The following is a 14,150-nucleotide window of genomic DNA, read 5'->3' as shown; positions in this document are numbered from 1 at the left end:
TCCGGCCTACAAAACTGTGCTATTCGTAGGCCTGATAAGCATTTCACCACCGGGCAAGGCAGATTAGCGCCCTGCCACTTTCCCGCGTTTTTTGTTTGCGGCTGGCGTCTGGCGCTGATGCGCCACCGGTGTGTGCTTGGTCAATGCCGGGCGAGTATAACGGTTCTGGCGACGCGCTTCTCGCATCTCTTCCAGCGTAGGCGCCGGGACCAGACATTCGCGACGACCGCCGATCAGATGCTTTTTACCCATATCTTCCAGCGCCTGGCGGATTAACGGCCAGTTGGCTGGATCGTGGTAACGCAGCAGGGCTTTATGCAAACGACGCTGCTTATCACCTTTCGGCACCACCACGTCTTCACTCTTATAACCAATTTTACCCAGCGGGTTTTTCCCGGTGTAATACATGGTTGTGGAGTTCGCCAACGGCGATGGATAGAAGTTCTGCACCTGATCCAGACGGAAACGACGTTGCTTCAACCACAACGCCAGATTCACCATATCTTCGTCACGCGTACCCGGGTGCGCGGAAATAAAGTACGGGATCAGGTATTGCTCTTTACCCGCTTGCTTAGAGTAGGTATCGAACAATTCCTTAAAGCGATCGTAGCTGCCCATCCCCGGTTTCATCATCTTCGACAGCGGGCCTTCTTCGGTATGCTCTGGCGCAATCTTCAGGTAGCCGCCAACGTGGTGGGTCGCCAGCTCTTTGATATAACGCGGGTCTTCAACCGCGATGTCGTAACGCACGCCCGAAGCGATGAGGATCTTTTTAATGCCTTTCAAATCACGCGCACGACGATAAAGGTTAATCGTCGGTTCGTGGTTGGTGTCCATATGCGGACAGATATCCGGATAGACGCATGACAGACGACGGCAAGTTTGCTCCGCGCGCGGTGACTTACAGCGCAGCATATACATGTTCGCCGTTGGGCCGCCGAGGTCGGAAATCACGCCGGTAAAACCTGGAACGGTGTCGCGAATGGCTTCGATTTCATTGATGATCGAGTCTTCAGAGCGGCTCTGGATGATGCGACCTTCGTGCTCGGTAATCGAACAGAACGAACAGCCGCCAAAGCAGCCACGCATAATGTTGATCGAGAAACGGATCATCTCATAGGCCGGAATGCGGCTGTCGCCATACGCCGGATGCGGCACGCGTTTGTACGGCAGCGCAAAGACGCTATCCATCTCTTCGGTAGAGAGCGGAATGGCTGGCGGGTTGATCCAGATGTAGCGATCGCCGTGCTTTTGCATCAGCGCACGCGCACAGCCTGGGTTGGTTTCGTGGTGCAGGATACGCGACGCATGCGCATACAGCACTTTATCGCCCTTCACTTTTTCGAAGGACGGCAGCAGCACGTAGGTTTTTTCCCACGGTTTCGGGCGCGGCGGCTGTACGGTTACCGCTTTCGCTTCCTGCTTTTTCGGTGCGACCGGCTTGTTGTCAGCACACGGCAGATCTTCACCATACGGATGCGGGATCGGGTCAATCTTACCCGGCGTGTCGAGGCGCGTGGAATCCACCCCACTCCAGCCCGGCAGCGCTTCTTTAACCATAATCGCAGTGTTACGCACGTCGCGGATCTGATCGATGGTTTCGCCCATCGCCAGACGATGCGCCACTTCCACCAGCGGACGTTCGCCGTTGCCGAACATCAGCATGTCGGCTTTGGAATCCACCAGAACAGAGCGACGAACGGTATCAGACCAATAGTCATAGTGCGCGGTACGGCGCAGGCTGGCCTCAATACCGCCGAGAATAACCGGCACATCTTTCCATGCTTCTTTACAGCGCTGGGTATAGACCAGCGTGGCGCGGTCCGGACGTTTGCCCGCAACGTTGTCCGGTGTGTAGGCATCGTCATGGCGCAGTCGGCGATCGGCGGTGTAACGGTTGATCATCGAGTCCATGTTGCCTGCGGTCACACCAAAGAACAGGTTCGGTTTACCCAAACGCATAAAATCGTCTTTGTTGTTCCACTCCGGCTGGGCGATAATCCCTACGCGAAAGCCTTGTGCTTCCAGCATACGTCCGCAAATTGCCATGCCAAAGCTGGGATGATCGACGTATGCATCGCCGGTAACCAGAATGATGTCGCAGCTATCCCAGCCAAGTTGGTCCATTTCGTCGCGTGACATCGGCAAAAACGGTGCCGGGCCAAAACAGGCAGCCCAGTACTGCGGCCAGGAGAAAAGGTCTCTGTCCGGCTGGATCAGGGATATTGCGCTCATAATGCTTCCAAAAATGGTAAAAAAATAATCAAAGGCCGAGGATTATACGCTGTATGTCGGCAAGAAATGAAGTGGAGTCTGAACCAGACCAGTAGAAAGTTATATAAATTGTTAAATTTTACGACGATCATTTTTATCAATCATAATTAACACCATGCCAGCCAGCTGAGATAACTCTTTTTCGGCGGGGGATTTTTCATTGCGACTCAACGATTCACTGCATATTTCCCAGTTACGGGTTGTTGTTCACCTGTGCGGATTTCTGGTTCTTCTCTACAGCTTTTCTATGCTGCCGCCGATGCTCATCGCTTTGTTAAACAAAGAGCGGAGCTTGTTCGCTTTTTTCAGCACGTTTATGACTTTCTTCACCCTCGGCGGCGGGGCGTGGTTGGCAACCAAACATGCGGGGATTCAACTGCGCACCCGGGATGGTTTCGTCATTATCGTCCTGTTCTGGCTGTTGTTTTCGTTTATCAGCGCGATGCCGATGTGGATGGACGATGGCTTAAACCTCTCATTTGCGGATGCCCTGTTTGAAGGAGTTTCTGGGATTACCACTACAGGCGCAACGGTGATTGATGACGTCAGCGCCTTGCCGAAGTCGTATCTGTACTATCGGGCTCAGCTCAATTTTATTGGCGGTCTGGGTGTTATCGTCCTCGCCGTGGCGGTATTGCCGCTGCTGGGTATTGGTGGCATGAAGCTGTATCAGTCTGAAATGCCTGGCCCTTTTAAAGAAGAACGCCTCACGCCAAGACTTGCTGATACTGCACGCACGCTGTGGATGACCTATGTCATTCTGGGTCTTATTTGTACTCTGGCCTACTGGGCTGCCGGGATGTCGTTTTTCGACGCCTTATGCCACGGGCTGTCGACGGTCTCTCTCGGCGGATTTTCTACTCGCAGCGAGAGCATCGGCTTTTATAACAGCCATGCCATTGAGCTTGTCGCCGGGATATTTTCACTGCTGTCTGCGTTTAACTTCACCCTCTGGTACGTTGCTATCGTGAAACGTACCTTCAAACCCTTTCGTCGTAATGCCGAATTGCGTTTCTTTTTGCTTATTGCGTTGGTGGTCACTCTGATCGCCACCTGGCAAGTTTGGCGGGCAGGCATGTACGGATTAACGGACAGCCTGGTGCATGCTTTTTTTCTGGCCAGTTCGATGCTGACAGATAATGGTCTGTCGACGGCGGATTACGCGCAGTGGCCTTCGCACACGATCTTCATGCTGCTCAGCGCCAGTTTCTTCGGCGGTTGTGTGGGTTCGACCTGCGGGGGGATTAAGGTGCTGCGCTTTTTGATTATGTTCAAGCAGTGCCGCCAGGAGTTACACCAGCTCGCGCACCCTCGCGCCCTGCTGAATATCAAAGTGGGCAATAGCGTGGTAAGCGACCGGGTGGTGCGTTCGGTATGGAGCTTTTTCTTTCTCTACGTTTTGTTCACCAGCTTTTTTATCTGGGCGCTCAATCTGATGGGCTACGATCTCTTCTCCTCTTTCGCCACCGTCGCTGCTTGCATCAACAATATGGGGCTGGGATTTGGCGTCACCGCCACGACATTTGGCACCTTAAACGAGGAAGCAAAGCTACTGATGTGCGCGGCCATGATCATGGGGCGTCTGGAGATTTACCCCATTCTGATCCTGTTCTCGCGCATGTTCTGGCGGGCGTAACGAATACCCCGGCGCATTACGGCGCCGGGTTCACCAACATCTGTCCGATTGAGCCACGATCCGCCATTTCCAGCGTCTGGCTATTAAAGTAGAACGGGAAATGGGCCCAGGAAGGCTGTCCGTAATAAACCAGTAATTCAACCTGGCCATCAACCCAGACAGTATCTTTCCAGCCTCTGTCTTCCGGGAACGGCATCGCGCCATTCACATTACGGATCAGGAACGAAACACCTTCAATATGGAAGGACTGGGGCATATCCGCCCGCACCGTCCAGCGTTCCCAGGAGCCCTGCTGGGCAGTAATATCCATACGATTGACGTCCCACAGCTGACCGTTGATGCCAGGATCGTCGTCCAGGCTGATATCACGGCTGCGAATCGGCGAACCGCTGAGGATTTCCGTTGGCAGCAGGCGCATTGGCAGGCTGTCAGTCACCAGCGGCAGGAGACCTGTCGGGCGCAACGTCAATACCAGCGTGGAGATGAGAATACTGGAAGGCTCAAAGAACCCGCGGATCCTGTCGACAATACTGGCCGCCTCACCACAGGTGATAGAGACCTCATTACCATTCGTCATATCCACCAGGATCTCACGACGCTCGCCCGGAGCCAACGAGAGCTGCTTCACCGAAACAGGCGCAGGTAAAAAACCCTGATCGCTGGAAATCACATGCAGCGGACGGCCATCGCTCATTTGCAGCTGGTAACGACGCGAGTTTGACGCGTTCAGCAAACGCAAGCGCACCCAGCCGCGGGAGACTTCGACATACGGGCTTTGCGCCCCGTTGACCAGTAACGTATCGCCAACAAAACCACCGCTACCGGGCTCGCTGTATTCCGGCGTGCCAAAGTTGTCCAGGCGCTTGTCCTGGATAATGATCGGAAAATCATCCACGCCATAGTGGTTTGGAATAGACAGTGACTTACTCACTTCATCTTCAACCAGCCACATCCCGGCAAGACCGTTGTAAACCTGCTGGGCGGTACGATTTGGCGTATTGGCGTGATACCACAACGTGGCGGCATTCTGGCGAATCGGTAGCACTGGCGCCCAGTCCGCATTAGGAGACATCATACGCGCCGGGCCGCCCATCAGCGGGCCTGGTACCTGCAACCCGGCGACGGTCATTGAGACATTTTCAGTCAAACGGTTGCTGTAGATAAGCTTGACGTCATCCCCTTTCCAGACACGGATTGTCGGTCCCAGATAGCGGCCGTTAATTCCCCATACAGGTGCGCGCGTGCCTTGTGTAAAGGACCAGTGCGCACGTTGCAGCGTCATAAATAGCGGCTGCCCCCGGCGGGATTCCAGCAGCGGAGGCACGGGTAACGGTTGTTGCTGACCGGCAGCATTAGCCTTCAGCGGAACAGCACCTGCACACAGTGCGATCCCCGATGCCTGAATGAACTGACGCCGACTGAATGACATATAAACTCCATAAAAAACTGGCTATTAACACGCAGGAAGTCATTTCCTGTAAAAAACCCGAATTGCGCGGATTAAACCTTACCGGCGGCTTCCCGCTCAGCAACTTCTTTATCGAGTTCTGCGATTTTTTGTTCCATCAGCGTGCGGCAATGCGCTGCCAGTTCACGAACCTGATCTTTCCCAAAGTGGCTAATATCCACCGGTGGCAACATCTCGACAATTGCCAGACCATTATTGAGTCGATTGAGTTTTATCTTGTTCGAGGTTGTGGAAACGCACACCGGAATGACCGGGACACCAGCAGCAATCGCTGCATGGAACGCGCCGGTTTTAAACGGCAGCAGACCGCGACCGCGGCTACGCGTCCCTTCAGGGAACATCCAGATAGAAATGCGACGTTTTTTGAAATGATTCACCACGGCAGCAATGGTGCTGTGCGCTTTAGCGCGGTTGTTTCTGTCAATCAACAGGTTACCGGTTAACCAGTACAGCTGCCCGAAGAAAGGGATCCACAGCAGGCTTTTTTTACCTACCGTCACCGTCGGCGGCTGAACGATATTCGCAGCGGTAACCATGTCATAGTTGTTCTGATGGTTACAAATATAGATAGCATTACCATAGTTCTGCGCGTCTGCCGGCATGCGGCACTCGACCTTCAGGCCATAAAGGGGAGCCAGGCGGCCAAACATATGGCCGAACGTTGCAACGTGTTTTGGATTTCGTGGGCTGAACAGACAGTATATACAACCGAAAATACAGACCAGAACGCAGTAAATAACAGTAATAATTAAACGAAAAATATATAGCATAACAACCTCTAAGGCCTAAGAGCCTGGCATTTTACGTCACCTGATTCATCACGCGGTATCAGGTTAGGGCTTTGTTAAGGGCGGCTCTCTGGAAAAGCGTATTGTTAATCGCAACGCACGAATAAACAACGGTTTCACGGGAATTTTTAACGTTGGCTCTCCCTGAACTTTAACAGGGAGAGCCGGACGGTAGCGTTATTCTTCGCTGTCGCCGTGACTGGCGCGTCGAGGCGAGTCAATCTCAATGCTGTCGATACGCTGCAGACCACGCATTAGCGTGCCGCGACGGCCGCGCTCTCCGGTCACTTTCTGCAACTCTTCAGGACGCAGTTTGATTTTGCGCTTACCGACGTGGATGGTCAGCGTGCTCTGCGGCGGCAGCACGTAAAGTTGCGCCAGACCATCCTCGCCTTTCGCCGCTTCCGCTGAAGGGATATTAATGATCTTGTTCCCTTTGCCTTTCGACAGCTGCGGTAAATCGCTCACCGGGAACATCAACATGCGACCAGCCTGAGTAATAGCCAGTAGCATATCGGTTTCATCTTCAATCACCACCGGCTGCATCACGCGCGCATTTTCTGGCAGTGTAATCAATGCCTTACCAGCACGGTTACGTGCGACCAGGTCATTGAAGGTACAGACAAAACCGTAGCCCGCATCGGAGGCCATCAGCAGTTTTTGATCGTCGCCTTCCATCAGCATGTGCTCAACCGTCGCGCCTGGCGGCAGCGTGAGCTTCCCGGTCAGCGGTTCACCCTGACCGCGCGCCGACGGCAGCGTAATCGGGTCGATGGCATAGCTGCGTCCGGTCGAGTCCACGAACACCACCGGCTGGTTGCTCTTACCCTTCACTGCCGACTTAAAGCTGTCGCCCGCTTTATAGCTTAATCCTGGCGCATCGATGTCATGGCCTTTGGCGCTACGCACCCAGCCACTCTGGGACAACACAATCGTCACCGGCTCAGATGGCAGCATGTCGTGCTCGCTCATCGCCTTCGCTTCTTCGCGCTCCTGCAACGGAGAGCGACGATCGTCGCCATAGGCGTCTGCATCGGCCTGCAGCTCTTTCTTCAGCAGGTTACTCATTTTACGTTCGGAAGCCAGAATGGCCTGCAACTGATCGCGCTCTTTCGCCAGCTCATCCTGCTCACCGCGGATTTTCATCTCTTCGAGTTTGGCAAGGTGGCGCAATTTCAGCTCAAGGATGGCTTCAGCCTGGGTTTCAGAAATGCCAAACCGCGACATCAGCTCAGGCTTAGGTTCATCTTCATGACGAATAATTTCGATGACTTCGTCAATGTTGAGGAACGCCACCAGCAAACCTTCAAGAATGTGCAGGCGCTTGAGCACTTTTTCCAGACGATAATTCAGGCGGCGACGCACGGTATCGCGGCGGAACGCCAGCCATTCGGTGAGGATCTCCAGCAGGTTTTTCACCGCCGGACGACCATCAAGACCGATCATGTTCAGGTTGATACGGTAGCTTTTTTCGAGATCGGTAGTGGCAAACAGGTGGTTCATCACCTGCTCCATATCCACACGATTAGAGCGCGGGACAATCACCAGACGGGTCGGGTTTTCGTGATCCGATTCGTCGCGCAGGTCGTCTACCATCGGCAGCTTTTTATTGCGCATTTGAGCAGCGATCTGCTCCAGCACTTTTGCCCCGGAAACCTGATGCGGCAGCGCGGAAATCACCACCGCGCCGTCTTCTTTCGTCCATACCGCACGCATACGTACGGAGCCGCGTCCGTTTTCGTAAATCTTACGAATTTCCGCGCGCGAAGTAATGATCTCCGCTTCGGTCGGGTAATCCGGCCCTTGCACGATATCCAGCAACTGATCCAGCGTCGTTTTCGGCTGCTCAATCAGAGTTATCGCTGCTTTTGCCACTTCACGCAGGTTATGTGGCGGAATGTCCGTTGCCATACCTACGGCAATACCGGTCGTGCCGTTCAGCAGAATATTTGGCAGACGCGCAGGCAGCATCTTCGGCTCCTGCATGGTGCCGTCGAAGTTTGGCACCCAGTCCGACGTTCCCTGACCGAGTTCGCCCAGCAGGACTTCCGCATATTTAGACAGACGGGATTCGGTATAACGCATCGCCGCGAAGGATTTCGGATCGTCCGGTGCCCCCCAGTTCCCCTGCCCGTCAACCAGCGGGTAACGGTAAGAGAACGGCTGCGCCATCAGCACCATCGCTTCATAGCAGGCACTGTCGCCGTGCGGATGGTATTTACCCAGCACGTCACCGACGGTACGGGCGGATTTTTTAAATTTGGCGCTGGCATTCAGCCCCAGTTCGGACATCGCGTATACGATGCGACGCTGAACGGGTTTCAAACCATCGCCAATAAACGGCAACGCCCTGTCCATGATGACGTACATGGAATAGTTCAGATAGGCGTTTTCCGTGAATTCATGCAGCGCCAGGCGCTCTGCCATATCGCTCATTAATCGTGGTTCCTCAACTTTGTACCCCTCTATTGAAGGGCAATATTGCCGCAGATACTACCCTATCTGGCGTGTTGAGTCACAAAGAAAAGGGCCGGATACGCGGCAGTATCGCCATCACAGGCAGAGAGAAGGCAGGCTATTTTTTCTATTAGCGCTTCCTTTTACGATTAAATAATAAACTAAATTTGCGACTTAATTTGATTGATGGCAGGTTATTTTATCCGTTTTATCATTACGCTTCTTCCTGAGTAAAAACCTCCTTAAGGGAAAATAAATGAGCAGCCTTATTTATTTAACGCTCGAGGGTGATATTCAAGGACCGATTTCTGCAGGCTGTAACTCGCAGGCCTCCGTGGGCAATCGCTATCAGTCAGCGCATGAAGATAGTATCTTTGTCTTCAGCCTGACGCAGGCGCAAAGCAGCATACAAGGCGGCGTTAAGCACCTCGGCCTGCGCTTTTGCAAACTCCTGGATAAAAGCTCTCCGTTATTCTGCAATGCTATTAATAATAATGAACGTCTTAAAATGAGGTTTGATATATACCGCATCAATCGATACGGTCGCATGGAAAAATATTACTTAATCGAACTTCGTGGTGCGACGGTGCAGGCTATTCACCAGGAGTCCAAGATGAACGATATGGATTATGAATATATATCGATAAATTACGATTATATTCTGTGTCGCCATCTGATTGCCTGCACCGAGTTTGATTACCTGCTGACACCGGACAATTACGATCGGCTTTTCCCGGTGGTGCAAAAGAGCATTTTGCCCGCAGAGCAGCCGGTGCGTAAGGTGACGCTGGTGCTGGGGATATTCTTCGACGGCACCGGCAATAACGCCGTGAATACCCGCAACATGCTTGAGGCGCTCACCGCGCAGCATTTTGATATTGAGAGTCCGGATGCCCAAAGCATTCTTGCCAGAAATGCACAGGAGAAGATGGGGATCAGCGGGGTAGGAGCGACCAGTTATCTGGGGTATTACACAAATATTCACTGGTTGAATGAGTTATATCAGTGGCAATTTCCTGCAGACAGCAGTTATGTACAAAACAGACTATATGTAGAAGGAATTGGTACCCGGGCGGGTGAACCCGATAACCCAATAGGTCTGGGACTGGGCGCCGCAGAAACCGGGATTATTGCCAAAACCGATGATGCGGTGGCGCAACTGGGTGCAGCGATAAAAAAGGCACTGAAACTACTGGAAGGAAAATTTATAGTCGAGGCGTTGCTGTTCGATATCTTCGGCTTCAGCCGCGGCGCAGCCGCAGCCCGCCACTTCGCTAACCGTGTCCAGGCGGAAGATCAGGCCATTATCAACGCCATTTCAGCGGGCATGGGCAAAATTAGCTATCGCGGAACTCCGGCTGGCAACACCCGTTTTCTCGGCATCATGGACACCGTGGCGGCTGTCGGTACGGTAACCAACGGACTCGACCCACACAGCGCCGACACCGGCAACGTTACCCTCCGGCTGCGTCCGGGCGTGGCGCAAAAGGTGTTTCATCTTACCGCCCGGAACGAGTGCCGCTACAACTTCGCCCTTAACAGCGTGGCCCCCGCCTGGCCAGAGCTGGCGCTTCCCGGCGTGCACTCCGATATCGGCGGCGGCTATTTGCCGCAACTACGCGAAGACCTCTTTCTCACCCGTCCGCAGGTGGAAACCCAGCCGCAGAGCCAGCCCGGGGCGCAGTCTCACATATACGCGCAGACGATGGCGCAACTGCGTGTGCTCGAACATTCACCGGCTATCATGCCCATTATACGCACCCATGAGATCATCCCGGAGGTCTGGGAGGACCCGCGGGTGCCTACTGACCGTTACAGCCAGCCACAGAAACGCACCTTTGCCGCCCTGACGTTGCGCCAGCGGACGGTCTTTTTCGACTGGTCGAAGGTAGCGTTGCGGGTGATGGTCGATGCGGCGGTTGAGGCCGGGGCGTTACTGTCGGACGTCGATAAAATTCAGAGACACGCCCTACCGGATGCGCTAAAGCCGTTGTGCGAACAAGCCCGGGAAATGGGAAAAGCAGCCCGTCAGCACAGAAGCACCGCCGGCTTTACGCCTGAAGAGGTGGATCGGATTGCCGGCCGCTATATCCACTGCTCAGCCCACTGGAATGCAGTGGAGCTCAAACAGAGCGGGGAGTTACAGGGTGGAGCATCAGCCTCGGAAACCGTCAGCTTTGTCAACCGGCCGGACGCTAACTGGATCAGAACCATTTACAACATGGATGGAAATAAACGATGAAAATATCTTACGCCCTGGCGCTTGCCCTGTTCCTGGCCGCTGCAGGCTGCAGCCCACATCAGTCTCACCCTTTACAGTCAAAACAGGCCGCCAGCGGCGACTGGACCCTACCTTACGGTAAGTGGATCTTCGCTTTTATCACCCCCTATGAATTACCCTCAATGGTCAACCACGCAAGAGTTATCGATACCGATGGTTATCTGTATACGTTTAATACGCTTGACCAGGCTTCTCCCGACCCTGATTCCGTCAAAGAATGGGCTGAAAACGCGCATGGTTTTGGCGATCAGTTCAACAAAGTCAACAAGCCCCCACAGTACATTGTCTTCTGCTGGGATTCCTATATTGACCAGCAGACCTATGAAACCAGCGCCGTCTTCGGCCCCGAAACCTGGCAGAGGATGAAAACACCTGCCGATCATACCCGCCCATCGGGCGCCCCTGTCTGGTACAACAGAATGGTGTTTGGCCTGTCTCCCGGCGGCAAGGTCAAAATCTGGTTTTCCGATGTCGCCGGACGCCCCAGCCTGCCGGTCACGCCCCTGAAACTGACAACCCGCTCCGGCAAAGACCTGACCCTGTGTAAATACTACGTCGTCCCGGGCGGCAGTTTTACCTTCCTCCGGTCAACGCAGGCATTTATCAACGGTAAAACCTACCCCTATGGCAACTGGGATTAAGACTGGTTCTAAAGAAAAGGGCCGCGAATGCGGCCCTGACGGGGATTACTTAGCAACTTTGGTAATCTGTTTCACGTCGATTTCAACGGAGTTCCAGTCTTTATCCACTTCACCCTGGATTTCAACCACATCCTGCGGTGTGACGGTTACGCCGTTCCAGCGCTTGTGGTCGATATCCACATTCACCGTGCCGGTTGCATCTTTAAACACGTACAGGTCGTCGGAAATACGCTCAACGATGTTCCCGCGCAGGGTAACCCAGGTGTCATCACGCAGTGATTTGGCGCTTTCTACCGTCGTGCTGCTACCGTTCGGGCCGACAAATCCGCCGTTTTGGCTCTGCGTGGTGGTTGTTGTTGGCCCAGAGAAGCCGCCCTGCTGAGCTGCCAGAACAGGTGCGGAACACAGTGCCATTACGGCAACCATTGCAACTAATTTTTTCATCGTCATGTCTCCCTTTCATGTTGGTTTACGACTATTAAATAAGTTAATCCTTAACAAGTTCTTAAGGCAAAAAAAGATACTTTTTTTGCTGTACAGAGGCTGTAGCCACAGGTTTACTAACTGCAAATGAGTTCGCAGGGATGAACATATGCGTATTTTACTGATCGAAGATGACACGTTGATTGGCGATGGCCTGAAAACAGGTCTGAGTAAAATGGGTTTCAGCATCGACTGGTTTACCGAAGGTCGCCAAGGGAAAGAAGCACTCTACAGCGCACCTTACGATGCGGTAATCCTCGACCTGACGCTGCCAGGCATAGACGGACGGGACATTTTGCGCGAATGGCGAGCCAACGGAAAGCAGGAGCCTGTGCTGATTCTGACCGCTCGCGACGCACTGGCAGAACGCGTTGAAGGCCTGCGCCTGGGCGCAGATGACTATCTGTGCAAACCCTTTGCGCTGATCGAAGTTGCCGCCAGACTGGAGGCACTGGTACGTCGTGCCAGCGGCCAGGCCAGCAACACATTGTGTCATGGCCAGGTAACGCTCGATCCCGGCGCGCTGGTCGCCACGGCGGCGGGTGAACCTTTGTCACTCAAACCTAAAGAGTTCGCGCTGCTGGAACTGCTAATGCGCAACAAAGGTCGCGTCCTGCCCCGCAAACTGATTGAAGAAAAACTGTATACCTGGGACGAAAATGTCTCCAGCAATGCGATTGAGGTCCACGTCCATCACTTACGCCGTAAGCTCGGCAGCGACTTTATCCGTACCGTGCATGGCATTGGCTATACCCTGGGTGGCGCATGAAACTCACACAACGCCTCAGCCTGCGAGTCAGGCTAACGCTTATTTTTCTGATTCTGGCCTCAGCAACCTGGGCCGTATCCAGTTTTGTGGCCTGGAGGCAGACTACCGATAATGTCGATGAGCTGTTTGATACGCAGCTGATGCTGTTCGCCAAGCGGCTTAGCACGCTGGATATCAGCGATGTCACCACCTCAAACAATATGGCCCGCACGCCAAAAAAACTGAAACATGGCCATATTGATGACGACGCACTGGCGTTTGCCATCTACTCCACCGACGGCAAAATGGTGCTACACGATGGCGACAATGGCCAGGATATTCCCTACAGCTACAGCCGGGAGGGGTTTAGCGACGGCCAACTCAGGGGCGACAACGATTCCTGGCGCTTCCTGTGGCTGAATTCCGCTGATGGAAAATATCGCATTGTGGTGGGCCAGGAGTGGGAATACCGGGAGGATATGGCGCTGTCGATCCTTACCGCACAGTTAACCCCGTGGCTGGTTGCGCTGCCGCTGATGTTGCTGATCCTGGTGGTCATGCTGAGTCGCGAACTCAGGCCGCTAAAAAAACTGGCGCAAGCTCTGCGCTGGCGCGCCCCGGAGTCAGAAGAACCGCTCGACCCGAAAGGTGTGCCAAGCGAAGTGCGCCCGCTGGTTGAATCGCTTAATCAGCTGTTTACCCGCATCCACTCTATGATGGTCCGCGAACGGCGCTTTACCTCTGACGCCGCTCACGAGCTGCGCAGTCCGTTGACCGCGCTGAAGGTGCAAACCGAAGTGGTGCAACTGTCAGACGACGACCCGCAAACGCGGGAAAAAGCGCTGGTACAGCTGCATGCGGGAATTGAACGCGCCACCCGACTGGTCGATCAGCTCCTGACGCTTTCGCGCCTCGACTCCCTCGATAATCTTCAGGATGTGGCAGAAATCTCGCTGGAGGAGCTACTGCAATCCGCGGTGATGGATATCTACCACCCGGCCCAGCAGGCGCACATTGACGTACGTTTGCAGATTAACGCGCACAATATCACGCGTACAGGACAGCCGCTGTTGCTGAGCCTGATGGTACGAAATCTGCTGGATAATGCCATTCGCTACAGTCCGCAGGGGAGCATTGTGGAAGTGACGCTCAACGCCCGTAACTTCAGCGTCAAAGATAACGGTCCTGGCGTTGCGCCAGAGGTACTTACACACATCGGTGAACGCTTTTATCGTCCACCGGGACAAAGCGTGACCGGCAGCGGTCTCGGCCTGTCGATTGTCCGTCGTATCGCAACACTGCATGGAATGTCAGCCTCGTTCGGCAACGCTCCGGAAGGTGGCTTTGAAGCAAAAGTCAGTTGGTAATTGCGTT

10 protein-coding genes are annotated in these 14,150 nt (G+C 54.0%); 5 read left to right on the top strand and 5 right to left on the bottom strand.

Annotated features, from left to right (window positions below; genetic code table 11):
* Positions 1–63: 63 nt before the first annotated feature.
* Positions 64–2,235, bottom strand: a complete 2,172-nt coding sequence (locus OGY17_RS13930; RefSeq protein WP_111464931.1) for a YgiQ family radical SAM protein — start codon at positions 2,233–2,235, stop codon at positions 64–66.
* Positions 2,236–2,434: 199 nt separating this feature from the next.
* Here OGY17_RS13930 and OGY17_RS13925 point away from each other — a divergent pair, with 199 nt between their 5' ends.
* Positions 2,435–3,910 carry a TrkH family potassium uptake protein gene (locus tag OGY17_RS13925; protein WP_020996330.1) on the top strand — a complete coding sequence of 492 codons (1,476 nt, stop codon included), beginning with the start codon at positions 2,435–2,437 and terminating at the stop codon, positions 3,908–3,910.
* A gap of 16 nt (positions 3,911–3,926) precedes the next feature.
* On the opposite strand, the gene ftsP is transcribed toward OGY17_RS13925, so the two are convergent.
* The 3 genes from ftsP to parC form a co-directional block, all read right to left on the bottom strand.
* The gene (gene ftsP, locus OGY17_RS13920) at positions 3,927–5,339 is read right to left on the bottom strand and encodes a cell division protein FtsP (protein WP_032945022.1); all 1,413 of its coding nucleotides are present in this window, start codon (positions 5,337–5,339) and stop codon (positions 3,927–3,929) included.
* A 71-nt stretch (positions 5,340–5,410) separates the two neighbouring features.
* Positions 5,411–6,148: a 1-acylglycerol-3-phosphate O-acyltransferase gene (plsC, locus tag OGY17_RS13915; protein ID WP_003024540.1), complete on the bottom strand. Its 738-nt coding sequence runs from the start codon at positions 6,146–6,148 to the stop codon at positions 5,411–5,413.
* 195 nt (positions 6,149–6,343) lie between these two features.
* A complete protein-coding gene (parC, locus tag OGY17_RS13910; protein WP_003828391.1) occupies positions 6,344–8,602 on the bottom strand; it encodes a DNA topoisomerase IV subunit A in 2,259 nt (752 codons plus the stop codon).
* A gap of 277 nt (positions 8,603–8,879) precedes the next feature.
* Between parC and tssD the strand changes: the two genes are divergently transcribed.
* Positions 8,880–10,865 carry a type VI secretion system tube protein TssD gene (gene tssD, locus OGY17_RS13905; protein WP_286607606.1) on the top strand — a complete coding sequence of 662 codons (1,986 nt, stop codon included), beginning with the start codon at positions 8,880–8,882 and terminating at the stop codon, positions 10,863–10,865.
* Positions 10,862–11,545: a DUF2931 family protein gene (locus OGY17_RS13900; RefSeq protein ID WP_286607604.1), complete on the top strand. Its 684-nt coding sequence runs from the start codon at positions 10,862–10,864 to the stop codon at positions 11,543–11,545. The genes tssD and OGY17_RS13900 overlap by 4 nt, the downstream gene beginning before the upstream one ends.
* Positions 11,546–11,590: 45 nt before the next feature.
* On the opposite strand, the gene OGY17_RS13895 is transcribed toward OGY17_RS13900, so the two are convergent.
* Positions 11,591–11,989, bottom strand: a complete 399-nt coding sequence (locus OGY17_RS13895; protein ID WP_286607602.1) for a YgiW/YdeI family stress tolerance OB fold protein — start codon at positions 11,987–11,989, stop codon at positions 11,591–11,593.
* Positions 11,990–12,137: 148 nt separating this feature from the next.
* Between OGY17_RS13895 and qseB the strand changes: the two genes are divergently transcribed.
* Both qseB and qseC read left to right on the top strand, forming a co-directional pair.
* Entirely contained in the window at positions 12,138–12,797 is a 660-nt protein-coding gene (gene qseB / locus OGY17_RS13890; RefSeq protein WP_048236774.1) for a quorum sensing response regulator transcription factor QseB, read from the top strand.
* Positions 12,794–14,143 carry a quorum sensing histidine kinase QseC gene (qseC, locus tag OGY17_RS13885; RefSeq protein ID WP_100271902.1) on the top strand — a complete coding sequence of 450 codons (1,350 nt, stop codon included), beginning with the start codon at positions 12,794–12,796 and terminating at the stop codon, positions 14,141–14,143. The genes qseB and qseC overlap by 4 nt, the downstream gene beginning before the upstream one ends.
* Positions 14,144–14,150 lie beyond the last annotated feature (7 nt).

The organism is Citrobacter sp. Cpo126 (genome assembly GCF_030332445.1).
Taxonomy (GTDB): Bacteria; Pseudomonadota; Gammaproteobacteria; order Enterobacterales; family Enterobacteriaceae; genus Citrobacter; species Citrobacter portucalensis.
This window is presented reverse-complemented; position numbering and strand designations above follow the sequence as displayed.